Here is a 22,951-nt window from a genome sequence, read left to right as displayed (position 1 = left end):
GAGCTGCCGCCCGGGCGTTGTCCGGAACCGTTGACACCCCCGGATGCCGGGCCGAACCTAGAAGCAGGGGGACCTAGGAACGGGGTGCTCGGTGAAGCTGACGGTCAACACTTTTCTGACGTTGAACGGCGTGATGCAGGCCCCGGGCAGCAGGGAGGAAGACCCGTCCGGCGGGTTCACCGGCGGCGGGTGGCTGACGCCGCTTGCTGACCCTGACCTGGAGCAGATTGTCTCCGAGTGGTACGGCATGGCCGATGCACTGCTGCTGGGGCGCAACACGTACGACATGATGCAGCCCTACTGGGAGGCCGCGAACCAACCCGGGGACGTCATTGCCACAGCCTTGAACAGCCTGCCGAAGTATCTGGTCTCCGCGACAATGCCGCCGGTGCCCTGGCACAACACGCTCCTGCTCGAAGGGGAGCTGATCTCCAGCGTGGAACGGCTGAAGTCCCGGCGCAGCGGCGAACTCCAGGTGCACGGCAGTTATCAGCTGGTCCAGGCGCTGGCTGCGGCCGGGCTGGTGGACGCGTACCGGCTGCTGATTTTCCCGGTGGTGGTGGCCCAGGGCAAGCGGCTCTTCGAAGACATCCGCGAGACGGCCTCCTACAGCGTCTCGCAGCCGCAGACCACGCGGTCCGGCGCTGTCTGCGTGACGCTGCACCCAGCCGGGCTGCCGGCCGAAACCGGTTCCGGAAGCGGACCCGGGATCTCCGTTTGATGCCTTTTCCGCGGTGCTGGATAAGGAAGAAAGTTTCCGCTCTGCGATAAAGTGGGGGCAATTCGTGGGGAGGGGCAATCATGGCTGAACGGGCCGCCGGATCCGGCGTGCAGTCGGTGGAACGGGTCTTTGAGCTGCTGGAGCTGATTGCCGACGCCGGCGGGGCTGTGACGCTGAGCGAACTTGCCGCCTCCACCTCCCTGCCCCTGCCCACCATCCACCGGCTGCTGCGCACCCTCGTGGGCCGGGGCTACGCCCGGCAGCTGCCCAACCGGCGTTACGCCCTCGGGCCGAAGCTGATCCGGCTCGGGGAAGGCGCCAACCTGCAGCTCGGCGCGCTGGCCATGCCGCAGCTGAAGGGCCTTGCGGATGATCTGGGGGAGACCTCCAATATGGCAGTGCTCGACGCCGACATGGTGGTCTACGTTGCCCAGGTTCCCTCGCGGCATTCCATGCGGATGTTCACGGAAGTCGGCCGCCGGGTGCATACGCACGACACCGGCGTCGGCAAGGCGATCCTGGCGCAGCTGCCGGAGGAACAGGTCCGCAGCATCGTGGGCAGGGCGGGAATGCCCACCCCCACCGGGCACAGCCTGGGCAGCGTCGATGCGCTCCTGGCTGATCTGGATGGCATCCGGGAACGCGGCTACTCCGTGGACGAGCAGGAACAGGAACTCGGGGTGCGCTGCTTCGCCATGGCCGTTCCCAACGCACCCACGCCGTCGGCGGTTTCCGTCTCGGGGCCGGTCTCGCGCGTGGATGAAGCCTTCGCGGACCGTGCGGTGCCGCTGCTGCGCGAAGCCGTGGAACGGATCTCCGCCGAGCTGAACCGCTAGGACATTCCCCGGGAGCCTTCCCGGACACGGAAAAGGGCAGGTGCCGCGGCTGCGGTACCTGCCCTTTTCTCAGTGATGCGAGGTGATGCGGTGCTGTCTAACCGTGTGCTGTCCGGACCCTAGAGCTGGGTGCCGCGGCGGGTGCCGGCGATCAGCATGCCGATCGGAATCAGCAGCAGGAGCAGCGGGATCAGTACGGCCAGGATCTTCGGGGAGGTGAAGATTTCGCCGGGGGTCAGCGCCGTGGTGCTGGCCCGCATGGTGTCTGCACCTTCGGAGATCTTGCCGTTGCCGTCGGCCAGGGTCTTGCTGCCTTCGGCCAGTTCGGTGTTGCCGTCGGCCAGCTTCTCAGCGCCTTCCTTCAGGTCGCTCGTGCCGGCGGTCAGCGTCTTGCCGCCGTCGTCGAGCTTCACAACGCCCTCGTCCAGGGTCTCGGTGCCGGTGACCAGGCGGCTGGTGCCGTCGGAGAGGCTGATGGTGCCGTCGTAGATCTTGTAGTTGCCGTCGGCCAGCGTGTAAGCGCCGGTTTCCAGGGTGTCCAGGCCGGTGGCCAGGGTTCCTGCACCGGTGGCGAGCTTGCCGTTGCCTTCTGCCAGGGTGTACGCGCCGGTCTCAAGGGTCTTCAGGCCGGTGTTCAGCTCGGCGGCACCTGCGGAAAGCGTTCCGGCACCTGTGTAGAGCAGTTCAATTCCTGCGGCAGCTTCGCCGGCTTTGGCGGCGAGGGTGGGAGCCGCAGCGGGATCGTTGAGCTTGGCGACGCCACCAGCGACGAGCTGGGAGCCTTCCACAAGACCAGTAAACTCAGCGCCGGTCACAGGATCAATACCCTTCAACCCGTAGTCGATGCTGACGATGGCCCGTTCCAAGCCCTCAAGCTTGGCTGCGGCAACGCGTAGCCGGTCTCCGGCCCCCGCGAACTGCGGGAGGATCATAGCTGCTTTATCAAGCTCTTTGGCAGATTCGCGCAGCTCCATAGCGCCATAGGAGTTGCCAGCGGGGTGGTAGGTACTGCCTGCTTTTTCCATGTCGGCCTGGATCTGGGCCGCCAGACTTGCGGGCTGGCCGGGCTGTACCGTGTTGATGCCGTCATATACCTTCTGGACGCCACCGGAAAGAGCAGTTGTCCCCGGAGCAAGCTGGCCGATGCCGTCGGCGACCGACTGCGCACCGGCAGCCAGTGCAGGTGCCCCCTCAGCCAAGGGAGCCATCTTCGTGTACAGCTCGTTCGAACCGGTGGTCAGCTTGTCTGAGCCCTCACGGGCCGTCGTCGCACCGGCAGCCAGCGTGCTGGCGCCCTGCGAAGCGCTGCTCGCACCGGCAGCCAGCGTGCCCGCACCCGTACGGGCGTTGGTGGCACCGGCGGCCAGCTTGTTGGCACCTTCATTGGCAGCCTCGGCGCCGGTGAGAAGCTTGACGGCTCCTTCATCCAGCGTGGTGGCGCCTTCCTTGAGGGTGGTGACGCCCGCTTTGGCGGAGCCGATTCCCTTTGCCAGGGTGTTGGCGCCCGCGTCAACCTTTTCGGTGCCCGCTGCGAGGTCCTTGGCACCGGTCTGTGCCTTCTCTGCGCCGGCTTCCAGGTCTCCTGCGCCGGTGGAGGCGCGCTCGGCGCCATCGCTCAGCTCCGTTGCGCCGCTGGCAACCTTGCCCGTAAAGAGGACGAAGAAGGCGAGGAGGAGGACCAGGAACAACGCCAAAAGTACGGTTAAAAGTGTATGGGGGCGGCTGGAGGCGCGCCCGGACGTGGAACTCGTCATTGAATATCCTTCTTCTGCTTCTTACGATTCGAGACTGACTAAGCGGCGAGCAGCACGCCTGTGGGCGCAGCCTCCGCGGATGCAAGGTGACCGGGTCCGTCGCTACGTTGAGACGTAATCGGTCAAGACCAGTGTGATGTCTGTTACATCTAAGCTACCCGCGGGTAACAAAGCAAGGCTTTTTCCAAATTAGTTACCGACGAGTAGGTTGCGCGGTATGTTTTGCTGCGCTAAAGGGAACCAGCGTGTCGAAGCTGCGTAACCCAGCTCACACCGGGCATCGTTGGGTGCAGACAGGATCGGCCTTAGACCAAGGGAGTCCGTATGAGCTGGCTGGACCGCGACCGAACCATCGCCCCACCCGGATTCAACCGGTGGCTGATCCCGCCGGCTGCGCTGGCCGTGCACCTGTGCATCGGACAGGTCTACGCCACCAGCGTCTATAAGACGGCGCTCGTGGAATACTTCGGCGCGAGCCTCACCCAGATCGGCATCATCTTCTCCATCGCCATCGTGATGCTTGGACTGTCCGCCGCCGTAATGGGCACTTGGGTGGATGCCAACGGGCCCCGCAAGGCCATGTTCGTTTCCGCCATATTCTGGGTGAGCGGCTTCCTGATCGGAGCCGTGGGCATCTTCACCGGGCAGCTCTGGCTGCTGTACCTGGGCTACGGCTTCATCGGCGGCATCGGCCTGGGCATCGGCTACATTTCCCCGGTCTCCACCCTGATCAAATGGTTCCCCGACCGGCCCGGCCTCGCCACGGGCATGGCCATCATGGGCTTCGGCGGCGGCGCGCTGATCGCCAGTCCGCTCTCCTCGGCCCTGCTGACGTTCTTCGACCCTGAATCCGGCACGCCAGGCTGGGTGGCCAGCGGCGACGCCGTGGGCAAGCTGTTCCTCACCCTGGGCGCTCTCTACCTGGTGTACATGCTCTACGGCGCCTGGAGCATCCGGGTGCCGGCGGCGGACTGGAAGCCCGAGGGCTTCGACCCCTCCACCGTTGCCTCCAAGTCCCTGGTCACCACCAATCACGTCTCCGCCGCCAACGCCATCAAAACCCGGCAGTTCTGGCTCGTCTGGATTGTGCTCTTCTGCAACGTCACCGCAGGCATCGGCATCCTGGAACAGGCAGCGCCCATGATCCAGGACTTCTTCCGCCAGCCCGACGGCGCCTCGCTGGTGACAGCCGCCGTCGCCGGCGGATTCGTCGGCCTGCTTTCGATCGGCAACATGGGCGGGCGCTTTGTCTGGTCGGCCACCTCGGACGTGATCGGACGCAAGCGCATCTACATGCTCTACCTCGGTGCCGGCGCCGTCATGTACGTCCTGTTGTCCTTCTTCGGAGACACGTCCACCATCCTCTATGTGGCCCTGGCGTTCGTGATCCTGTCCTTTTACGGCGGCGGGTTTGCCACCGTTCCCGCCTACCTGCGTGACCTCTTCGGCACCTTCCAGGTCGGTGCCATCCACGGCCGGCTCCTCACGGCCTGGTCTGCTGCGGGCATTGCCGGTCCGCTGATCGTCAACTCCTTCCTGGACGCGCAGGGCACCCCCGGGGAGCTCACGGCGGCCGCGTACTATCCCGCCTTGCTGACCATGGTGGGACTGCTGGTGGTGGGCTTCATCGCCAATCTGCTGGTGACGCCGGTGGCGTCCCGCTATCACGAACCGCAGAAGCCCGCGCAGGCGGACCCGGCGCAGGCCGCTACCCAGGACGGAGAACGCTGATGACCAAGGCAAAGTTGACGGTGAGCTGGCTGCTGGTGGGGATCCCCCTGGCCTACGGGGTATTCCAGACCCTGACCCGGGCCGCGGCGCTCTTCGGCTGAGCATCGCCCGGGGACCAGGGTAAAGGAGAGGACATGCCCGGCAGCTGGAATGAGGTTCGGATCCTGCCGCCGGCAGCCGAGCCGGACGCCTATACCCAGCTGCCGTTGACGGGCTGGTTCCTCATGATGGGATGGGCGGCGCGGGCGCAATACGCCTACCGCCGGCCCGGCACACTGTATGAAACCCTGCCGACTCAGGAGCTGTTCGCCCCCGAGGACGAGGAACGGGTTTACCAAATGACCAACGACTACCTGGCGCTGGTCGGCATTCCGCCTGTTCCGCGGGGATACGTCTGGTTCCTGGCCCGGCCCGCAGGGATCGCTTCCGATGAAGCCCTGTGGCGGCGGCTGAACGAAATGATCGATGAGGTGGGAGGCATACCCCACTTCGACGGCCCGGCCTATGTGACGGGGGCCTATCCGGTCATCGCGGAAGCGGTACGGCGGCTCTACTGACTGGGCTTCGAATCCTTGGCGTCCTGCGAATCCATCACCCGGTCAATGACCAGGGAATAGAGCGCCGCTGCCATTGCCATGACGCGACGGGGACGGGCCACCCCGCGCCGAACCAGCCACGTTTCGACAGCCTCATCCAGCACCAGGGTCAGTGCCGTGATCCCGCTGACGGTTGCCCCCATCAGTGCAGCCATACCCGTCAGCGCAATTTCCGGCATCCGCGTCCGGGACCCGGCCGTGGGCGCGGCAACGTAGGAAGGCACGGTTGCGGAATCGCCCCCGGCCCCTGCCGTGAACGGGGTGACGAGGTCAACGGTCCCGGCGGCAGCCAGTTCCCTCCCTTTCCGGCGGCCTTTTCGGAGTGCCAGAACGACGACGGCACCCGCGGCTGCGCCGGAACCAAGAACGTAGGCGCGGCGCAGGCCCGGGGACCAGTCCGCCGGCCGAGACAGGGTGAACGCCCCCACGGAAGCGGCGAGCGCGAGGGACAGAGGAAGATTCTTCATGGCCCACACGCTACCTGCTGCCGGAAGGGCTGTGGAACCGGGGACGCGGGTGCAACGATTAACGTGCAAATCCAACCATCGTGCCGTCGCGGAACGGTGCGGAGAGCAGGAGTATGCCATGAAGGCCCTTCAATACCGCGCCATCGGCCAGCCGCCCGAAGTGGTGGAGATCGATACCCCCGAGCCCGGCCCCGGGCAGGTCCGGCTGAAGGTGACCGCCGCCGGGGTCTGCCACTCCGACGAATTCATCATGAGCCTCCCCGAGGAGGAGTACATCTACGGCCTGCCCCTGACCTTGGGGCACGAGGGTGCCGGCGTGGTGGACCGGGTGGGCGACGGCGTGCAGTACATCGAGGAGGGCGCGTCCATGGCCGTCTACGGGCCGTGGGGCTGCGGGCTTTGCTATGAGTGTTCCAGCGGGCGGGAAAACTACTGCCGCAACGCCGCGAAATTCGGCATTGTTCCGCCCGGGCTCGGTGCGCCGGGGGCCATGGCCGAATACCTGATTGTGGACAGCCCCCGGCATCTGCTCCCGCTCGGGGACCTGGATCCGGTGCAGAACGTGTCCCTGACCGATGCCGGGCTCACCCCGTACCACGCGATCAAAGGCTCGCTGGAGAAGCTGCCCTCCGGTGCGACCGCCGTCGTCATCGGCGTGGGCGGGCTGGGGCACGTGGCCGTGCAGATCCTGCGGGCCATGACCGCGGCCACCGTGGTGGCGCTGGACATTGACGAGGCGAAACTGAACCTCGCCACCGATGTCGGCGCGCACTACACCTTCCCGTCCGAGCCCGGCGCGGTGGATATGGTCCGGGACCTGACCGGCGGGCGGGGCGTGGACGCCGTCTTCGACTTCGTGACCAACCAGGCCACGCTGGACCTGGGCCAGGCGATGGTGGGATCACAGGGCGACCAGGTGCTGGTGGGCGTAGGCGCCGGCACCCTGCCGGTGGGGCTGGGCGCCACCGCGGCGTGGGAAACCTCCATCCGTGCCCCGTACTGGGGCTCCCGGTCGGAGCTGTTCGAGGTGCTGGACCTCGCGCGGGGCGAAGGCATCAACGTGCATACCGAGGTGTTCAGCCTGGACGAAGCGCCGGCGGCCTACGAAAAGCTGAAGAACAACCAGCTCCTCGGCCGCGCCGTCGTCGTGCCGTAACGCCGGAAGCTACAGCGGTGCCGCTGCCAGTCCGGCGAACCCGGCGGCGGCCCGCAGCAGCTGCGGCACGCCGGCCTCCAGCGACGGGGCGAACACCCGGTCATTGGGGCGCTCGCCCTTGAGCCAGCGGGTGTAGATGGCCTCGCAGAAAATGGATGCCTTCCACAGGGCCAGGGTCTGGTACCAGGGCAGCGCTTCCAGATCCAGGTCCATCCGCTGCCGGTACGCCTCAATGACTTCCTCCCGGGAGTAATAGCCCGGGTTGCGGGTCACTCCGGTCAGCTCCAGCGGCGTAGCGACGCTGCCGGGTTCGGAGTAGGTGGCGGTGAGGTAGCCCAGATCCGCCAGCGGGTCGCCGATGGCGGACATTTCCCAGTCCAGGACGGCAATCACCCGGGCGGGGGACTGCGGGGCGAACATCAGGTTCCCGGGCCGGTAATCCCCGTGCAGCACCGAGGCGGCCTGGCTGTCCGGCACGTTGTCCGCCAGCCAGCTGCCGATCCGGGCCACCTCGGGAAGGTTGCGCATGGTGTTGACCTCCCACAGCCCGGAGAACCTGGCCACCTGGCGCTGCAGGTACCCCTCCGGCTTGCCGAAGGAGGCCAGGTCCCCGTTGCTGACATCCACGGAGTGGATGCGGACCAGGGCGTCGACGACGGCGGCGCTGGTGGCCCGGCGTTCCTCCATTGAGGACAGCACGGGCGGGATGGTGTTGGTGATGACCAGCCCGTCAAGGAAACCCATCACGTAGAACGGCACCCCGAGCACCGACTCGTCTTCGCACACCGCCAGGATTTCCGGCACCGGCACACCCTGCACGCGCAGCAGCTGCTGGATCCGGGCCTCGCGGACCATGTCATGGGTGGAGCGGGGCAGCGGCGGGCGCGGGCCGCGGCGCAGCACAAAGTCGTCGTGTCCGCGCCGGATCCGGTAGGTGATGTTGGACTGCCCGTCCCCGATCTGCGCCCAGGACAGTGGCCCCGAACCCAGCCCGTGCGCGTCGAAGAACGCGGTGACCTCATCCAGGATCAGCAGCGGAGGGGAGGCCAGTGCCTCGGCCTCGGAACGGGTGGCTACAACTTCGGTGCCGTCGGCAGTGGTGTGCATGGGGTTCAGGCTTTCGCTTCGGCGGGGGTTCCGGCGTCGGACGCCGGGCGGGACACATCGGCAAGATCCGGAGCGCCGCGCTCCGCTTCCCGGCGGCGGCCGGCGGAAGCGCGGCGGGCTATGGCCCATTTATGCGTTTCGTTGGAGCCGTCATAGATGCGGAAGGCGCGGACCTCGTTGAGGTAGGAGGCCAGCGGCAGCCGGTCGGTGACGCCGTCGCCGCCGCACAGCTGCAGGCTCCGGTCGATCACCCGGTACACCGCCTCCGAGGTGTGGGCCTTGGCCACCGAGGACAGCGCCGAGCCGGCCTTGGCATCGGTTTCCAGCAGGGCGGCGGTCTTGGTGATGATGGCATCGGAGGTTTCAATATCGATGACGGACTGCGCGATCATTTCCTGGGCCAGGCCGAGTTCGTTCATCACCGAGCCGAAGATCTCGCGCCGGTTGGTGCGGTCCAGCGCGATGTCCAGGGAGCGCCGGGCCAGGCCGAGCCAGCGCATGCAGTGGGTCAGCCGGGCCGGACCAAGCCGGACCTGCGCGTAGCGGAAGCCCTCGCCGGGTGCGCCGAGCACGGCGGCGTCCGGCACAAACACATCCTCGAAGTGCACGTGCGGATGCCCGCCGCCGATTGCCCGGTCCATGGTGTGCAGCTGCTCGCCGATCCGCACGCCGGTAGTGTCCATGTCCACCAAGAGCATGGTGGCCCCGGCGGGCGCACCGTCCACCGCGTCGGTGCGCACCATGGCAATGCAGAACGTGGCATTGTTGGCGCCGCTGGTGAAGCGCTTTTCCCCGTTGATCAGCCAGCCGCCGTCCACCTTCGCGGCGCTGCTGCGCAGGGCGGCGGGGTCCGAACCCGCACCCGGGTGCGGCTCGGTCATGCCGAAGCAGGAGCGGGCCTTGCCGGAGACCAGCGGGGCGAGGTAGCGGCGCTTCTGCTCCTCGCTGCCGATCAGGTGCAGCATGTGCATGTTCCCTTCATCCGGGGCCATGCAGTTCAGCGCGGAGGGGCCGATCAGCGAATAACCGGCCTCCTGGAAGATGGGGGACCAGTACGCCAGCGGCACCCCCTGCCCGCCGTATTCGCGCGGTGCATGCGGGGCGAAGACCCCGGCGGCCTTGGCGGCGGCGCGCAGTTCCTCCAGCAGTGCCTCCGGAACGACGGCGCCCGGCCGCGGTTCTGCGGGCATCACGGTGCCACGGATGAACTCGCGGGTGCGCAGGCGGAGGTCTTCGATTTCCGGAGGCAGGGAAACAGTGCTCATGAGGGGTCCTTAGGGGGTGCGGTGGGAGCGGTCAGGCCGCGCCGCCGGCCACGAGCAGGCCGCCGTCGAGGTTGATGATCTGCCCGGTGACCCAGGCGGCGTCGTCGGAAGCCAGGAAGGCGGCCGCACCGGCCACGTCCTCCGGGGTGCCGAGCCGCTTCAGCGGGTAGGTGGAGCTGACCTTTTCTTCGCGGCCCTCATACAGGGCGCGCGCAAACTGCGTCTTGACGACGGCGGGCGCGAGTGCGTTCACGCGCACGGTGGGGGCCAGCTCGACGGCGAGGGTGCGGGTGAGCTGCTCCACGGCGGCCTTGCTGATGCCATAGAAGCCGATGCCGGCGGCCGGGGTCTGCGCCGAGACCGAGGAGAGGTTCAGCACCGATCCGCCGCGGCCCAGGAAATCCAGTGCCTCGTGCGCACACACGGCCGAAACCCAGGCGAGGGTGCCCAGCACGTTGACGTCCAGGATCCGGCGGGCGGCCTCCGGGTCCAGCTCGCTCAGGGGCCCGTACACCGGGTTCACGCCGGCGTTGTTGACGAGGATGTCCAGCCGGCCCCAGGTCTGGGCGACGGTGTCCAGCACCTCCGTGCGGTGGTCCGGGTCATCGGACTTGCCGGCTATCGCCAGGACGCTGCCTTCCGGGAACTCTGCAGCGGCTTCCTTCAACGGACCGATGTTGCGGGCAGTGATGCAGACCTTCGCCCCCTCGGCCACCAGGCGGCGGGCAATGGCCAGGCCGATGCCGCGGCTGGCCCCGGTGACAATGGCGGTCCTGCCCTCGAGGCGGGGCCTGCCCGCAGACTTCTCCGGTTCGGTCATGTGCTCCGCCAACTTCCGTTTCCATCCACTACCGAGCGACCGCTCGGTATGGTTAGTCTGGTGCAGGCCCCGGAAAGTGTCAAGGATCACATCCGGGTATTCGACCATCGAGGGGACGCCATGACCGCAGTCCGTACGCAGCCCGACTGGCGGGACTTTTCCGTGCCCGCCCTGCCCCCGCTGCTGCGTAATGCCCTGGACTGCTTCGTGGAGCACGGCTACCACGGAACCAGCATCCGCACCGTGGCCACCCGGGCCGGCTTGTCGGTGCCGGGGCTCTACCACCACTATCCGTCCAAGCAGGCGCTGCTGGTGGGAATAGCCGAATCCGCGATGGCGGATCTCTACGTACGGAGCACCGCCGCCCTCGCGGAGGCGGGCGAGGACGTCGAAGACCGGTTTGCCCTCCTGATCGAATGCCTTGTCCTGGTCCATGCCTACCGCTGGGAACACGCATTCATCGCGGCCAGCGAGATCCGCAGCCTGGAGGGGCCGGCCCGCGACGGGCACATAGCGGCCCGGGACCGGCAGCAGAAACTCCTCGATGACGTGGTGTCGGCAGCGGTCAGCAGCGGCCGCTTCGCCACCGGGTATCCGAAGGACGCCAGCCGGGCGGTCACCACCATGTGCACCGGAGTGTCCCAGTGGTACCGCGCCGGAGGTCCGCTCAGCCCGGAGGAACTGGCGGTGCGCTATGTGCAGATCTGCCGCGGCGCGGTGGGAGCGTCCTAGGGCTCACCGGTACCGGCGGTGCAGGTTCTCCTTCGGTTCGCCGCCGCGGGCCGTCTCCGAAATCCACGGGCCCGTGCCCTCCGACGCATCCAGCACGCCTTTCTCCTGCCAGGTGTACCGCCCGGCCAGGATGCCCTTGGACAGCTGCCGGTCGGCGTCGTCGGAGTTGTGCCACAGGCCGTCGAACAGGGACTCGATCCGCACCCGGGACTGCCGGCTGAAAGCGTCCGCAAGTTCGAACGCGGCCGCGCCCTCCGCCGGATCCTCACGCCGAATGTTCAGGGCACGGACGCACGAGGCCGAGATCGCGAAGATTTCCGCACCGATGTCCACAATCCGCCCCAGGAAGACCTGATGATGCTCCAGTCCGGCCTGCCAGCGGGCCATGCCGAGGAAGGTGGAGCGGGCCAGCCGGCGGGACGCCCGCTCGGCGTAGCGCAGGTGCCGGGCCAGCAGGCCGAACTCGCTGTAGGACGTGGGGACGTTGCCCTTGCCGGTGGCGAGCGTCGGCAGCCACTTGCCGTAAAAGCCGCTGGCCTTCAGTGCCGCCCGTGCCTTGGCGCCCACCGGGGCGTCCGCCACCGCCAGGTCCCCGGCCGCGGAAAGGTGCGCATCCACGGCTTCCCGCGCAATGAACAGGTGCATGATCTCGGTGGATCCCTCGAACACCCGGTTGATGCGCAGGTCCCGCAGCTGCTGTTCCGCCGGGACCGCGCGCTCGCCGCGGGCGGCGAGGGAATCAGCGGTCTCGAAACCGCGCCCGCCGCGCACCTGCACCAGCTCGTCGGCCACGTTGTACGCCATTTCACTGGCCCAGAGCTTCGCCAGCGCCGCCTCGATGCGGATGTCCTTGGTGCCGGCGTCGGCCAGCTGGGCGGAGAGTTCGAAGACCGCCTCCAGCGCGAAGCTGGTGGCCGCAATGTAGGCCAGCTTCTTGGCCACAGCCTCGTGCCGGCCGATTGGCCGGCCCCACTGTTCCCGGGCGCCGGACCAGCCGCGGGCAATCTTCAGCGACCATTTCCCCGAGGCCGCGCACATGGCCGGAATGGAGAGGCGGCCGGTGTTCAGCGTGGTCAGGGCAATCTTCAGGCCCTGGCCTTCGCGGCCCAGCCGGTTGGCCGCCGGAACGCGGACATTGGTGAAGCGCGTGACCCCGTTCTCGATGCCGCGCAGGCCCATGAAGTTGTTGCGGTTCTCCACCGTGATGCCGGGGGAGGACATTTCCACCACGAACGCGCTGATGCCGCCCTTTGAGTTGCCGTGCGGCGGAACGGCGGCCATGACTACCACCAGCTCGGCAATCACGCCGTTGGTGGTCCACAGCTTGACGCCGTCAATCACGTATTCGCTGCCGTCTTCGGAGGGGATGGCAGTGGTGCGCAGCCGCGCGGGGTCGGACCCGACGTCGGGCTCGGTGAGCAGGAAGGCGGTCACCGCCCCGGCGGCGCAGCGCGGCAGGTACTCTTCCTTCTGTTCCTCGGTCCCGAAGACCTTCACCGGCTCCGGCACGCCGATGGACTGGTGGGCCGAGACCAGCGCCCCGAGGCTGGGGTGCACGCTGCCCAGGACCATCAAGGCACGTCCGTAGTTCAGCAGGGACAGTCCGAGCCCGCCGTAGTGCCGGGGAATCTTGATGCCGAACACCCCCAGGTCCGCGAGTCCGCGCAGGTTCTCGTCCGGAATCAGTCCGGTGCGTTCAATCGCCAGGCCGTCCATGGTCCGGCAGTACTCGGTCAAGGCTTCCAGGAACAGCTGGGCCCGGGCCTCTTCGTCGAGGTCCGCCGGCGGCAGGGAGCCGACCAGATCCAGGTTGTAGTTGCCGAGGTAGATCCCCTTGGCGAAACTCGGGCGGGATTCTCCGGTGTCGCGTGCTGCTTCGGTGGCGTTGCGGGCGTCTTGTTCAGTGACCACGCGCTCTTTGATTCTGCGGGCACTTCGGTTGCGGCTGGCATCTTGGGAAGTATCAGTGGTGCTCATGGGATTTCTCCTCCGTCATGGCTGCACCGTGGATCCGGCACCGTGTCCGGCCTCGCAGCCCACTGTGGGGACCATGCTACGCGTCAGTAGGTAGGGGTAAAGGGCGTGCGGTGGCTAATGTTGGCCGCAGGCCGCAAAGTCGGAGGAAAGCTCCCGGATGAGGGAGAAACCCGGCGGCGTTCAACATAAAGGAGATCGACATGGCATGGGTGGAAACGGAACGCGCGGAATTGGTCCGGACGCTGCGGGAGGCGGATCCGCTGGCGCCGACGTTGTGCGAGGGGTGGGATGTGCGCCGGCTGCTGGCCCATCTGGTGCTCCGTGAGCAGGCGCCCTGGAAGATCGCCGCCGATGCGGTGCGCCGGCCCAAGCCGGGCCAGGAAAAGCAGCTGGGCGTCTGGGCTGCCGCCGCGGGCACCCCCGAAGGCTATGCGTCATTGGTGGACCGGTTCGCCGCCGGACCGGCCCGTTTTTCACCGTTCCGGCTGGATGCGGCGAACCTGGTGGAATACGTCATCCACCATGAGGACATCCGCCGCGGGGAATCAATGGCAGCGCCGCGGGAACTTCCCGCAGGACAGCAGCAGGCCCTGTGGAAGCAGTTGGGCCTCATGGCCCGGCTGGGCTACCGCAGCAGCCCGGTGGGTGTGGAACTGGCGGCGCCCGGTTCCGGCCGGCGCCGGGTCAAGGGCGGCACCCCGTCCGTGCTGATTTCCGGAGATGTGGTGGATCTCGCCCTGCACGCCATGGGAAGGCGCGCGGCGGCCAATGTGAGCATTGAAGGCGGGGGTGATTCCGTCCGGGCGTTCCGCGAGTGGGCTGCCCGCTAACTTCACCGGCTTGACAAGTACCCCCTCTTTGCCGTTGAAATAGTAAGCACACTGATTGTTTCAGCGGAGCAGAACCGCCTACCAATGACGTATCAGGGAAGCAGGAAGATGCAGAACGAGGGGGACTGGGAACCCGTGCGGCTGCTCTCAACGGCTGCAAGACTGGTAAGACGAGAAGTAGATAACAAGCTCCGCACCGTGGGGCTCACCCAGGAGCGCGTGACAGTGCTGCGGGTGCTCCTGGCCGAGGGGCCGATGCGGCGCGCGGAACTGGCCAGGCGCCTGCGTGTCACCGCGCAGACCCTGGGTACGGCGTTGGTGAGCATGGCGGCGCAGGGTCTCGTGGAAGAAGTATCGGCCGAGACCGTAGGCCGCTCCGGACGGTGGATGGCCATCTCCGAGCGCGGGCAGAAGCTGCTGGCCGACGCCGAAAACCTGGAGCAGGACAATTCCACGGCCGGGATCGGCCCGGAGCTGCGCTCGGAGTTGATCACGCTCATCCGCGGTCTGGAGCACGGCAAGCAGCAGCGGCCCTCCGGTACGCCGCTGGCCGCTGCGCAGCAGGACGGGAACCCGTTGAGCGCGGCCTCCGAGCCCCCGCTGCCGGGGTAACGTGTTGACCTAAGAGCAGCACGTTATTGGCCTGGGCGCCGGGGAAGGAAGGCATGAGCGAGGGTATCCGCGTTGCCGATGTTGACGAGATAGACGAGGGCGAGGCCCTGACGGTGGATGCCGAAACGGCGGGCACCTCGGACGATATAGCTGTATTCCACAGCGACAATGGAAACTTCTATGCCCTGAATGACACCTGCACGCACGAGGATGCCTCCCTTGCCGACGGGTGGATCGAAGGGGACGAGGTGGAATGCCCCATCCACTCCGCGCGGTTCTGCCTCCGCACCGGGGAAGCTTTGTGCCTGCCCGCCCTCATCAACACCAAGGCGCACCGCGTTGACGTGCGCGACGGTGCGGTGTGGCTGTACCCGAACGAGAGCCCGCTCAACGCTTGATGGTCCTCGCAGCCCCCGCGTCCATTGCTGTGGTGGGCGGCGGAGTCGCCGGCTTCAGTGCCGTCCGTGAGCTCCGTCGGCGCGGCTATGCCGGCGCCCTGACCCTGGTGGACCCTGCGGGGCTGCCCTACGACCGGCCGCCGCTGAGCAAGGCGTTCCTCGCCGGGAGTCTGGACCGGCTCCGCCTGCAGCTTGCCCCGGAACAGTGGTACGAAGACAACGGTATTACGGTGCTCGCCGACACCGTGGACAAGCTCGACGCCGGCAACGGCACCGAGGCGCCCGTCCTTGCGCTGGCCTCGGGCAGGGACCTCGCCGCCGACGTCGTCCTGCTCGCCACCGGTGCCCGCGCACGCCGGCTGCCGCTGCCCGGAATGGACCTGCCCGGAGTCTTCACCCTGCGCAGCGCCGACGATGCCCTGGCCCTGCAGGGGCACCTGGCTTCCGGCGCACATCTGGTGATCCTCGGCGCGGGACTGGTCGGCGCCGAGGTGGCGGGTACTGCCCGCGGACTGGGAGCCGGCGTCACTCTGGTGGATCCCGCCGAGCTTCCGTTCGCGCAGGCCGTGGGCCCCGCAATGGCCGGCTATCTGCAGAGCCTCCACGCTGCGCACGGGACCGAATACGGGCGGGGTGCGGCGGCAGGGATCACCTCGGACGGGAACGTCCTGCGGGTGGAACTGGCGGACGGCAGCAGGCTGTCCGGAACCGCCGTCCTGGTGGCCGCGGGCAGCGAGCCCGAAACGGCGCTCGCCGAAGCCGCAGGACTCGCCGTGGACGCCGGCCTGCTGGTGGATGCATCCGGCCGCACCTCTCATCCGCGCATTTTCGCCGCCGGTGATTCCTCCCGGCGACTAGGCCCCGACGGTGCGCCCGGCCGGCGGTTCGAACACTGGGACGCAGCCCGCCGCACCGGTGAAGCGGCCGCCGCCGGGATGCTCGGCGCCGAACCTCCCGCCGGCACGGCGGACTGGTTCTGGTCCGACCGCTACGGCGTGCACCTGGAAGTGGCCGGCAGCATGGCCGTTCCCGGGCAGACCGTGCTCCGCGGCGAGCCCGGTTCCGGTTTTATGGTGTTCCGCCTGGACCTGAACGGGGCGCTGGCGGGGGCGGCCGCCGTCGACGGCGGAACCGCTGTCCGGGCAGCCCGGAAGCTCATTGAATCCGGCCGCATCCTCGACCCGGTGCTGCTGCAGGATCCGGCCGTCGACCTGCGCCGGCTGGCCCGCGCGAAGCCGTAAAACAGGCGCGCAGACGGGGTCGGAGGGGCAATTACAGTGCGCCGGATGGATTACGAAAGATTAGCGTTGCGTAATTGGGGAAAACCTAGGCTAACCTTACTTTTGGATCCGCGACCGCCGGGTCCGTTCCGTCCGTTTGAGTGATCCAAGGAGCCCAACATGGCCCTGACCCGGATGCGCCGCGTCGCCGCTGCGGCCGCCGTCGCCGTTCTGTCCCTTTCCGCCTGCTCCACCGGTGCTGCGGGGGAAAATGAATCCTCCGGCAGCGCTGCGGCTGCGGAAGACCAGTTCCCCGTAACCATTAAGCATGCCTTCGGTGAGACCACCATCGAAGGCGTTCCCGAGCGGGTAGCCGCGGTGGCCTGGGCCAACGCAGAAACCGCACTGGCACTGGACGTGGTTCCCGTGGGGATGCCGCTGATCGAATTCGGCGGCAATGACCAGGGCACCACCCCGTGGATTGACGAGGCACTCGAAGACCTGGACGCTCCCATCGGGTCCGAAAACGCTCCGGTACAGTACTCCGAGGCTGACGGCATTGCCTTCGACGACGTCGCCGCCACCGACCCCGACGTCATCCTCGCCGCGTACTCCGGCCTGTCCCAGGAAGACTACGACAAGCTGAGCAAGATCGCTCCCGTGGTCGCCTACCCCGAAACCGCGTGGGGCACCTCCTGGCAGGACACCGCCACCATGATCGGCGAAGCCCTCGGCAAGAGCGACGAAGCCGAGCAGCTCGTGGCGGACACCGAGCAGGCCATCACCGACAAGGCGGACGAATACCCGCAGCTCGAGGGCAAGTCCTTCATCTACGGCAACCTCGCCCCGGGCGCGGAGAATTCCGTCTACACCGCCCTGGACAACCGGCCCAAGTTCATGGAATCCCTGGGCCTCACTATGGCGCCGGTGGTCGCGGAGAACACCAAGGGCGACGAGTTCTACATCCCCTGGTCGGATGAAAACCTCAACCAGCTGGATTCCGACATCTTTGTCAGCTGGGTAGCCAGCGACGAGGTTGCGGACAGCATTGCCTCCGATCCGCTGCTGGGGCAGATCCCCGCGGTCAAGAACGGCGGCCTCGTGGCCGACGCCGACCCGACGCGCGTCTTCTCCACCTCGGCTATCAACGTGCTCAGCATCCCCTATGCGCTGGACAACGTGGTGCCGATGATCGCCGACGCCGCGACGGCAGCCGACGACTCGAAGTAGGACCCGTTACAGCTGCCTTCTCCAAGAAGGTACAGCGGACACCCCGGAATCCTCCGGGGTGTCCGCTGTTTAACCGCCCGGCAGGCATAATCCGCCCGGCCCGCCGCGGGACCTGATTGGACAGCCACCCACGGCTGTTTGCAATGATCGATTCCATGGAAGACCTGCTCTCGCTTGCTGTCAGTTTCAAACCGCTCTTTGCCGTGTTGGTGGCAGTGGGTGTCGCCCTGATCCTGGCCCGGATCCTGCGGGAGGTGGTCCATCGGGCCTTCCGGAAGACGCCGGGCATCCGGGAGATCACCGTGAAGGCCCGCAACCCGCTGCGGCTGGGGCTCTCGCTGATCGGCGCGCGGATTGCCCTCGGAGCCACCGCAGCCGGCACCTTGTGGCTGCCGGCGGTGGACTACGTGCTGGTGCTGGGGCTGATCGGTGCCGTGGCGTGGCTGGCAGTGGTCCTGCTGCTGGTGATCGAGGCCATGATCCTCACGAAGTACAGCACGGACACCCGGGACAACCGCAGGCTGCGGCGGTTGAAGACGCAGGTGATCCTGGGCAGGCGGGTTGGCATCGCAGTGCTGATTATGCTGGCCGTTGCCTGCGTGCTGCTGACCATTCCCGAAGTGCGCGCACTGGGTGCCGGCATCCTCGCCTCCGCCGGCGTGCTCTCCATTGTGGCCGGCCTCGCCGTGCAGGGGACGCTGACCAATGTTTTCGCCGGGATGCAGCTGGCCTTCACCGACGCGATCCGGGTGGACGACGTCGTCGTGGTGGAAGGCGAGTGGGGCACCATCGAGGAAATCACCATGACCTACGTGGTGCTCCACATCTGGGACGACCGGCGCCTGATCCTGCCCTCCACCTACTTCACCACCACGCCGTTCCAGAACTGGACCCGCCGCCAGTCGGACATCCTGGGCACGGTGGAACTGGACCTGGACTGGCGTGTACCGGTGGGGGACCTGCGCACCCTGCTGAAGGAAATCCTCGCGGACACCGACCTGTGGGACCAGCGCACCAGCGTGCTGCAGGTGACGGACGCCGTGAAGGGCATGGTGCGGATCCGCATCCTGGTCAGCGCAGCGGACAGCGGAACCCTGTTCGACCTGCGCTGCCTCATCCGCGAAAGCATGGTCGCCTATCTGCAGGAATGGCATCCGGAGGCACTGCCGCGCCAGCGGTGGGAAGAAGTCCGTCCCGCCGGCGCCGCCGTGCACAGCGGCCCGCGCGCCGCGTCGGTTCCCCGCAACGAGGACACCAGCGACTCGCAGCTTTTCACCGGAAGCATCGATGCCGTGGAGCGCCGGGTGAACTTCTCCGGCCCCGGTGAAGAGGTCTTTGCCGAACGGGAGGGAAACGCCGTCGACGACGAACGGCGCTGACTTCCCCGCCTCCCGCCGGGCGGTACGCCCGCAGGTGTTGACAGCGGGCCGCGCGCCGGGCGGCAATAAGAACCCCGGCAGTTCGGCCGGGCCGGCGAAAGGGACGAGACAATGGCGGATGCATTTACGCTCCACGAAATCCAGGGCTCCAGCGTCTGGGCCAAGGACGGCGAGCGGCTGGGGCTGGTGGGCGAAGTGCATCTGGACCGCGCCACCGCCGAGCCTGTCTGGATCACGGTTGACCTGGGCCTGTTCGAAACCGAGGAACACTACGTTCCGCTCACCGGTGCCCGCCGCGACGGGCAGGACATTTTCGTGAACTACTCCAGGGAGCAGGTGTCCCACTCGCCCGGGGCGAACCCGGAGAATCCGCTGAGCCCCGCAGAAGAGTCCGTCCTGATGGATTATTACCGGCTCCGCTGAGCTCCGCCGGGTTCCGCTGACGTCCAAGGGATCCGGGAGCGGAGCGGGATCCCTTTGTTGGTAAGAACGCTTACTAATACGATGGGGGTCAGAACATCCATTCCAGCAGGAGGCCGCAGTGGCACAGGACACCAACAGCAAAGCCGAGACCGCACCCAGTCCGGACGATGCCAGCAAGCCCGATAAACCCACCGAGGTTTCCAAGCCCAGTTGGAAGTACATCCTCAAGAAGACAGTCCGCGAGTTTTCCAAGGACCAGTGCACCGACCTTGCAGCGGCACTGACCTACTACACCGTCCTGGCGATCTTCCCGGCCCTGCTGGCGCTGGTCTCCATTCTCGGCCTGGTGGGCCAGGCCGAAAGCACCACCGAGGCCCTGCTGGACCTCGTGCGGCAGTTCGCTCCCGGTGAAGCAGTCAACGTAGTGGAAGGGCCGATTGCCCAGCTGACCTCTTCCAGCGCTGCCGGCCTCACGCTCATTATCGGTATCCTGGGTGCCCTCTGGTCCGCCTCCGGCTTCGTGAAGGCGTTTGGCCGTTCCCTGAACCGCATTTACGAAGTCGAGGAAGGCCGGCCCGCCTGGAAACTGCTTCCCACGCAGCTGCTTGTGACCCTGGTCCTGGTCCTGATGGCCGCCGCACTGATGCTGATGCTGGTGATTTCCGGCCCGATCGCCGAAGCGATCGGCAATGTCATCGGTCTGGGCAGCGAAGCGGTAACCGTCTGGAACATCGCCAAGTGGCCGGTCATGGTGATCTTCGCGGTGCTGATCATCGCAGTCCTCTACTACGCCACCCCGAACGTCAAGCAGCCCAAGTTCCGCTGGATGAGCATGGGCTCGCTGATTGCGCTCGTGATCCTGGCGATCGTGACCCTTGGCTTCAGCTTCTACGTCGCCAACTTCGGCAACTACAACGCCACCTACGGCGCCATCGGCGGCGTCATCGTCCTACTGCTGTGGATCTGGCTGGCCAATGTGTCCCTGCTCTTCGGCGCGGAGTTCGACGCCGAGGTGGAACGCGGCCGCGAACTGCAGGCCGGCATCCAGGCCGAGGAATCCGTGCAGCTTCCCCCGCGCGATACCCGTCAGACGGAGAAGCGCCAGGAACAGGAAGAGAAGGACATCGCCGAGGGCCGGAAGCTGCGCCAGCAGCATGCCGGCAAGGACTACGACGACGACCTGCACGAGTAAGCCTTAGCGCACTGTAAAGCCGCGCAAACTCAAAAAACCGCCCCGGACCAGCTGGTCCGGGGCGGTTTTTGCGTGCCGGAACTACTGCTCTTTCGATTCCACCGGGCTTTCCATCGACTTGCCCGCACCGCGGCGGCCCTTGGCGCCGAGGTTCTTGCCCTTGGCCAGGAACCGGGCTCCGAACAACAGCAGCCCGATCAGCATCAGGGCACCCGCCCGCAGCCACACGGTGCCGTCCTGCTGGGTCAGCAGCAGCAGGCAGGAGGCAATGGCGAGGTATGGCACCACAATCGGGGCCTTGAAATGCTTTTCCTCCACCTTGTCCTTGCGCAGCACAATCACTGCGACGTTGGTGCTCAGGAAGACGAAGAGCAGCAGCAGGACCACGGTCTCGGCCAGTGACGCCAGCCCGCCGGTCATGGTCAGGATCATGGCGACGGCGGTGGTGGCGATGATGGCCACCCACGGGGTCCTCCGGTTGGGCAGCACCCGGCCGAAAACGGCGGGAAGCAGCCCCTGCTCGGACATGCCGAAGGTCAGCCGCGAGGACATGATCATGGTCAGCAGGGCGCCGTTGGCCACGGCGACCAGGGCCACCAGGCTGAAGAGCCAGTCCGGTACGCCGAATCCGGTGGCGCTGACGACGTCGAGCAGCGGGCCGGAGGATCCCGTCAGGTCCGCGGTGGGCAACGCAATCGAGGCAGCCAAGCCAATCAGGACGTAGACGAGACCGGCGGTGAGCATGGCTCCGAAAATGGCCTTCGGGTACACCCGGCGGACGTCGCGGACCTCTTCGGCAACGTTGGCCGAAACCTCGAAGCCCACGAAGGAGTAGTACGCAATGACGGACGCGCCAAGGACGGCGGTGCCGGGATTCACGCCTACCGGGAATTCGGTGATCTGCTCGGGGTACCCCTCGCCCTGGCCCAGCATCAGGCCAACCAGCACAATCACCAGGACCAGCCCGGAGAGCTCGATAACGGTCATAACCACGTTGCTGCGCACCGATTCCGAAATGCCGCGGGCGTTCAGCAGCGCCACCAGCAGCAGGAACACGATGGCTGCGGGAACGGAGGGTACGTCGAGGAACGGGCTCAGATAGTCACCGGTGAATGCCAATGCCAGTCCGGCGGCACTGGTCACGCCGGCGGCGAGCATGGCGAAACCGACCAGGAACGAAATGGCCGGAACCTTGAAGGCGCGCTGGGCGAACACCGCTGCGCCGCCGGCCTTCGGGTACTTTGTGACGAGTTCGGCATAGGAGGCGGCGGTCAGCAGTGCGAGGACCAGGGCGACCAGCAGCGGCACCCAGATGGCACCGCCTACTTCACCCGAAACTTCGCCCACCAGGGCATAGATACCCGCACCAAGTACGTCGCCGAGGATGAACAGATACAGCATGGGGCCGGTGATGCCCTGCTTGAGTTTGGAGGCAGGCTTTTCCTGCGTCGTTTCTTCCATAGGGAAAGTCTATGCAAGATAGTAAGAATGCTGATGATTCCCCTGCCATCCTGTAAAAATTAGCTATGACCAGTTCTGAATCTTCCCCTTCTGCTCCCGAGTACGACGTTGTTATTGTGGGCGGCGGCATAGCCGGACTGACCGCTGCGCTGGTCCTGGGGCGGGCCCGCCGCCGGGTGGTGGTGCTCGACGCCGGCTCCCCGCGCAACGCTCCTGCCGGCCATGTTCATGGTTTCCCCACACGTGACGGCATGCCGCCCGCCGAACTGCTTGAGCTCGCCCGCGCCGAGGTCCGCGGCTACGGCGTGGAACTGGCGGAGGCCACGGTGGCCTCCGTGGACGCCTCCGGTGCGGTCAGGACCGGCGACGGCGGCGAGTTCCGCGGCCGGCAGCTGATCCTGGCCACCGGACTGCGGGACGTCCTGCCGGACATCGAAGGCCTGCGCTCCCGGTGGGGCCGGGACGTGCTGCAGTGCCCCTACTGCCACGGCTACGAAACGGTGGACAAAAAGCTGGCCGTGCTGGGAACCGGGGAAACCTCCATCCAGCAGGCCCAGCTGGTCCGCAGCTTCTCCGAGGACGTGGTGCTGGTGCTGCACGGGGACATTTCCCTCAGCGAAGAGGATGCCTCCGGCCTGGCTGCCATGGGTGTCCGGGTGGTGGACGGCACGGTGGTGGAGCTGAGCGTCGAGAACGATGCCTTGGCGGCCCTGGTGCTGGCCGACGGCCAAACAGTTCCCTGCGAAGCGCTGTTCCTGGAGCCCGCAGCCGAGATGGACGCCGGGCTGACCGAGCATCTCGAAACGGATGACGACGGCTGCATTGTCACCAACGAGCTGGGGCGGACCAGCCAGGAACGGATCTGGGCCGTGGGCAATGCCACCGATCCCTCCGCCCAGGTGGTCGCCGCCGCCGGAGACGCGTACCGGCTGGCAGTGGTGGTCAATGCCAAGCTGCTCGAAGAGGACCTCGGGCTGGCGGTGGCCGCCGCACGCCCGGCAGCAGGCATGGTCGAAGCAGCGGACCTGCGCGCAGCGGTCTAGA

Annotated in this window: 23 protein-coding genes; 16 read left to right on the top strand and 7 right to left on the bottom strand. The window is 67.0% G+C overall.

The annotated features are described in order from the left end of the window. Positions 1 to 91 precede the first annotated feature (91 nt). Entirely contained in the window at positions 92 to 721 is a 630-nt protein-coding gene (locus tag N2K98_RS15005; RefSeq protein ID WP_255864809.1) for a dihydrofolate reductase family protein, read from the top strand. Positions 722 to 801: 80 nt separating this feature from the next. Then, complete coding sequence (locus N2K98_RS15000; protein WP_255864810.1) at positions 802 to 1,557, top strand: IclR family transcriptional regulator; 756 nt, start codon at positions 802 to 804, stop codon at positions 1,555 to 1,557. Between the two features lie 119 nt (positions 1,558 to 1,676). On the opposite strand, the gene N2K98_RS14995 is transcribed toward N2K98_RS15000, so the two are convergent. Further along, positions 1,677 to 3,311 (bottom strand): hypothetical protein, encoded by a 1,635-nt coding sequence (locus N2K98_RS14995; RefSeq protein ID WP_255864811.1) that lies wholly within the window; start codon positions 3,309 to 3,311, stop codon positions 1,677 to 1,679. A 324-nt stretch (positions 3,312 to 3,635) separates the two neighbouring features. Here N2K98_RS14995 and N2K98_RS14990 point away from each other — a divergent pair, with 324 nt between their 5' ends. From N2K98_RS14990 to N2K98_RS14985, 3 genes are read left to right on the top strand one after another with little or no spacing between them, the layout of a single operon-like run. Beyond that, the gene (locus N2K98_RS14990; protein ID WP_255864812.1) at positions 3,636 to 5,042 is read left to right on the top strand and encodes an OFA family MFS transporter; all 1,407 of its coding nucleotides are present in this window, start codon (positions 3,636 to 3,638) and stop codon (positions 5,040 to 5,042) included. Beyond that, a complete protein-coding gene (locus tag N2K98_RS17305; RefSeq protein WP_442860062.1) occupies positions 5,042 to 5,143 on the top strand; it encodes an MFS transporter small subunit in 102 nt (33 codons plus the stop codon). Before N2K98_RS14990 ends, N2K98_RS17305 begins: the two co-directional genes overlap by 1 nt. Before the next feature lie 33 nt (positions 5,144 to 5,176). Next, on the top strand, positions 5,177 to 5,599 hold the full coding sequence (locus N2K98_RS14985) for a DUF5956 family protein (protein ID WP_255864813.1): 423 nt from the start codon (positions 5,177 to 5,179) through the stop codon (positions 5,597 to 5,599). On the opposite strand, the gene N2K98_RS14980 is transcribed toward N2K98_RS14985, so the two are convergent. Next, positions 5,593 to 6,105: a hypothetical protein gene (locus N2K98_RS14980; protein WP_255864814.1), complete on the bottom strand. Its 513-nt coding sequence runs from the start codon at positions 6,103 to 6,105 to the stop codon at positions 5,593 to 5,595. The genes N2K98_RS14985 and N2K98_RS14980 overlap by 7 nt on opposite strands. 118 nt (positions 6,106 to 6,223) lie before the next feature. On the opposite strand from N2K98_RS14980, the gene N2K98_RS14975 reads away from it, so the two are divergent. Continuing rightward, positions 6,224 to 7,261 (top strand): NAD(P)-dependent alcohol dehydrogenase, encoded by a 1,038-nt coding sequence (locus N2K98_RS14975; protein WP_255864815.1) that lies wholly within the window; start codon positions 6,224 to 6,226, stop codon positions 7,259 to 7,261. A gap of 9 nt (positions 7,262 to 7,270) precedes the next feature. Here N2K98_RS14975 and N2K98_RS14970 read toward each other — a convergent pair whose 3' ends face one another. Genes N2K98_RS14970 through N2K98_RS14960 form a run of 3 tightly spaced genes read right to left on the bottom strand, consistent with a single transcriptional unit; the run spans position 7,271 to position 10,453 of the window. Further along, the gene (locus N2K98_RS14970) at positions 7,271 to 8,368 is read right to left on the bottom strand and encodes a phosphotransferase family protein (protein WP_255864816.1); all 1,098 of its coding nucleotides are present in this window, start codon (positions 8,366 to 8,368) and stop codon (positions 7,271 to 7,273) included. 5 nt (positions 8,369 to 8,373) lie between these two features. After that, positions 8,374 to 9,633: an acyl-CoA dehydrogenase family protein gene (locus N2K98_RS14965; RefSeq protein ID WP_255864817.1), complete on the bottom strand. Its 1,260-nt coding sequence runs from the start codon at positions 9,631 to 9,633 to the stop codon at positions 8,374 to 8,376. A 31-nt stretch (positions 9,634 to 9,664) separates the two neighbouring features. Then, positions 9,665 to 10,453: an SDR family oxidoreductase gene (locus N2K98_RS14960; protein ID WP_255864818.1), complete on the bottom strand. Its 789-nt coding sequence runs from the start codon at positions 10,451 to 10,453 to the stop codon at positions 9,665 to 9,667. Between the two features lie 120 nt (positions 10,454 to 10,573). Between N2K98_RS14960 and N2K98_RS14955 the strand changes: the two genes are divergently transcribed. Next, positions 10,574 to 11,185: a TetR/AcrR family transcriptional regulator gene (locus N2K98_RS14955; RefSeq protein WP_255796715.1), complete on the top strand. Its 612-nt coding sequence runs from the start codon at positions 10,574 to 10,576 to the stop codon at positions 11,183 to 11,185. A 3-nt stretch (positions 11,186 to 11,188) separates the two neighbouring features. On the opposite strand, the gene N2K98_RS14950 is transcribed toward N2K98_RS14955, so the two are convergent. Beyond that, positions 11,189 to 13,162 (bottom strand): acyl-CoA dehydrogenase family protein, encoded by a 1,974-nt coding sequence (locus N2K98_RS14950; protein WP_255864820.1) that lies wholly within the window; start codon positions 13,160 to 13,162, stop codon positions 11,189 to 11,191. 200 nt (positions 13,163 to 13,362) lie between these two features. Between N2K98_RS14950 and N2K98_RS14945 the strand changes: the two genes are divergently transcribed. From N2K98_RS14945 to N2K98_RS14910, 8 genes are all read left to right on the top strand, one after another. Next, the gene (locus N2K98_RS14945) at positions 13,363 to 13,992 is read left to right on the top strand and encodes a TIGR03085 family metal-binding protein (protein ID WP_255864821.1); all 630 of its coding nucleotides are present in this window, start codon (positions 13,363 to 13,365) and stop codon (positions 13,990 to 13,992) included. Between the two features lie 108 nt (positions 13,993 to 14,100). Next, a complete protein-coding gene (locus N2K98_RS14940; RefSeq protein ID WP_255864822.1) occupies positions 14,101 to 14,604 on the top strand; it encodes a MarR family winged helix-turn-helix transcriptional regulator in 504 nt (167 codons plus the stop codon). A gap of 53 nt (positions 14,605 to 14,657) precedes the next feature. Then, positions 14,658 to 15,002 carry a bifunctional 3-phenylpropionate/cinnamic acid dioxygenase ferredoxin subunit gene (locus N2K98_RS14935; protein WP_229950529.1) on the top strand — a complete coding sequence of 115 codons (345 nt, stop codon included), beginning with the start codon at positions 14,658 to 14,660 and terminating at the stop codon, positions 15,000 to 15,002. After that, positions 15,002 to 16,243, top strand: a complete 1,242-nt coding sequence (locus tag N2K98_RS14930) for an NAD(P)/FAD-dependent oxidoreductase (RefSeq protein ID WP_255864851.1) — start codon at positions 15,002 to 15,004, stop codon at positions 16,241 to 16,243. The genes N2K98_RS14935 and N2K98_RS14930 overlap by 1 nt, the downstream gene beginning before the upstream one ends. A 159-nt stretch (positions 16,244 to 16,402) precedes the next feature. Beyond that, the gene (locus N2K98_RS14925; protein ID WP_255864823.1) at positions 16,403 to 17,452 is read left to right on the top strand and encodes an iron-siderophore ABC transporter substrate-binding protein; all 1,050 of its coding nucleotides are present in this window, start codon (positions 16,403 to 16,405) and stop codon (positions 17,450 to 17,452) included. A 143-nt stretch (positions 17,453 to 17,595) separates the two neighbouring features. Continuing rightward, positions 17,596 to 18,831 (top strand): mechanosensitive ion channel family protein, encoded by a 1,236-nt coding sequence (locus tag N2K98_RS14920; protein WP_255864825.1) that lies wholly within the window; start codon positions 17,596 to 17,598, stop codon positions 18,829 to 18,831. Positions 18,832 to 18,942: 111 nt separating this feature from the next. Then, positions 18,943 to 19,254 (top strand): PRC-barrel domain-containing protein, encoded by a 312-nt coding sequence (locus tag N2K98_RS14915; RefSeq protein WP_255796723.1) that lies wholly within the window; start codon positions 18,943 to 18,945, stop codon positions 19,252 to 19,254. A 118-nt stretch (positions 19,255 to 19,372) separates the two neighbouring features. Next, positions 19,373 to 20,446 (top strand): YihY/virulence factor BrkB family protein, encoded by a 1,074-nt coding sequence (locus tag N2K98_RS14910; protein ID WP_255796724.1) that lies wholly within the window; start codon positions 19,373 to 19,375, stop codon positions 20,444 to 20,446. A gap of 81 nt (positions 20,447 to 20,527) precedes the next feature. On the opposite strand, the gene N2K98_RS14905 is transcribed toward N2K98_RS14910, so the two are convergent. After that, on the bottom strand, positions 20,528 to 21,907 hold the full coding sequence (locus N2K98_RS14905) for an APC family permease (protein WP_255796725.1): 1,380 nt from the start codon (positions 21,905 to 21,907) through the stop codon (positions 20,528 to 20,530). Between the two features lie 65 nt (positions 21,908 to 21,972). Here N2K98_RS14905 and N2K98_RS14900 point away from each other — a divergent pair, with 65 nt between their 5' ends. After that, entirely contained in the window at positions 21,973 to 22,950 is a 978-nt protein-coding gene (locus N2K98_RS14900) for an NAD(P)/FAD-dependent oxidoreductase (protein ID WP_255864826.1), read from the top strand. The last annotated feature ends 1 nt before the right edge of the window (position 22,951 follow it).

Origin of the sequence: Arthrobacter jinronghuae, from assembly GCF_025244825.1 — a bacterium.
GTDB classification, from domain to species: Bacteria; Actinomycetota; Actinomycetes; order Actinomycetales; family Micrococcaceae; genus Arthrobacter_B; species Arthrobacter_B jinronghuae.
This window is presented reverse-complemented; position numbering and strand designations above follow the sequence as displayed.

What these genes read in the sequence shown, in the direction of transcription:
- N2K98_RS14990 (WP_255864812.1), top strand. Translation starts at nt 3,636, where the DNA reads ATGAGCTGGCTGGACCGCGACCGAACCATCGCCCCACCCGGATTCAAC.
- N2K98_RS14940 (WP_255864822.1), top strand. Translation starts at nt 14,101, where the DNA reads ATGCAGAACGAGGGGGACTGGGAACCCGTGCGGCTGCTCTCAACGGCT.
- N2K98_RS14945 (WP_255864821.1), top strand. Translation starts at nt 13,363, where the DNA reads ATGGCATGGGTGGAAACGGAACGCGCGGAATTGGTCCGGACGCTGCGG.
- N2K98_RS14960 (WP_255864818.1), bottom strand. Translation starts at nt 10,453, where the DNA reads ATGACCGAACCGGAGAAGTCTGCGGGCAGGCCCCGCCTCGAGGGCAGG.
- N2K98_RS14980 (WP_255864814.1), bottom strand. Translation starts at nt 6,105, where the DNA reads ATGAAGAATCTTCCTCTGTCCCTCGCGCTCGCCGCTTCCGTGGGGGCG.
- N2K98_RS14995 (WP_255864811.1), bottom strand. Translation starts at nt 3,311, where the DNA reads ATGACGAGTTCCACGTCCGGGCGCGCCTCCAGCCGCCCCCATACACTT.
- N2K98_RS14965 (WP_255864817.1), bottom strand. Translation starts at nt 9,633, where the DNA reads ATGAGCACTGTTTCCCTGCCTCCGGAAATCGAAGACCTCCGCCTGCGC.
- N2K98_RS14920 (WP_255864825.1), top strand. Translation starts at nt 17,596, where the DNA reads ATGATCGATTCCATGGAAGACCTGCTCTCGCTTGCTGTCAGTTTCAAA.
- N2K98_RS14975 (WP_255864815.1), top strand. Translation starts at nt 6,224, where the DNA reads ATGAAGGCCCTTCAATACCGCGCCATCGGCCAGCCGCCCGAAGTGGTG.
- N2K98_RS14950 (WP_255864820.1), bottom strand. Translation starts at nt 13,162, where the DNA reads ATGAGCACCACTGATACTTCCCAAGATGCCAGCCGCAACCGAAGTGCC.
- N2K98_RS14930 (WP_255864851.1), top strand. Translation starts at nt 15,002, where the DNA reads ATGGTCCTCGCAGCCCCCGCGTCCATTGCTGTGGTGGGCGGCGGAGTC.
- N2K98_RS14925 (WP_255864823.1), top strand. Translation starts at nt 16,403, where the DNA reads ATGGCCCTGACCCGGATGCGCCGCGTCGCCGCTGCGGCCGCCGTCGCC.
- N2K98_RS14905 (WP_255796725.1), bottom strand. Translation starts at nt 21,907, where the DNA reads ATGGAAGAAACGACGCAGGAAAAGCCTGCCTCCAAACTCAAGCAGGGC.
- N2K98_RS14955 (WP_255796715.1), top strand. Translation starts at nt 10,574, where the DNA reads ATGACCGCAGTCCGTACGCAGCCCGACTGGCGGGACTTTTCCGTGCCC.
- N2K98_RS15000 (WP_255864810.1), top strand. Translation starts at nt 802, where the DNA reads ATGGCTGAACGGGCCGCCGGATCCGGCGTGCAGTCGGTGGAACGGGTC.
- N2K98_RS17305 (WP_442860062.1), top strand. Translation starts at nt 5,042, where the DNA reads ATGACCAAGGCAAAGTTGACGGTGAGCTGGCTGCTGGTGGGGATCCCC.
- N2K98_RS14915 (WP_255796723.1), top strand. Translation starts at nt 18,943, where the DNA reads ATGGCGGATGCATTTACGCTCCACGAAATCCAGGGCTCCAGCGTCTGG.
- N2K98_RS14985 (WP_255864813.1), top strand. Translation starts at nt 5,177, where the DNA reads ATGCCCGGCAGCTGGAATGAGGTTCGGATCCTGCCGCCGGCAGCCGAG.
- N2K98_RS14900 (WP_255864826.1), top strand. Translation starts at nt 21,973, where the DNA reads ATGACCAGTTCTGAATCTTCCCCTTCTGCTCCCGAGTACGACGTTGTT.
- N2K98_RS14970 (WP_255864816.1), bottom strand. Translation starts at nt 8,368, where the DNA reads ATGCACACCACTGCCGACGGCACCGAAGTTGTAGCCACCCGTTCCGAG.
- N2K98_RS14935 (WP_229950529.1), top strand. Translation starts at nt 14,658, where the DNA reads ATGAGCGAGGGTATCCGCGTTGCCGATGTTGACGAGATAGACGAGGGC.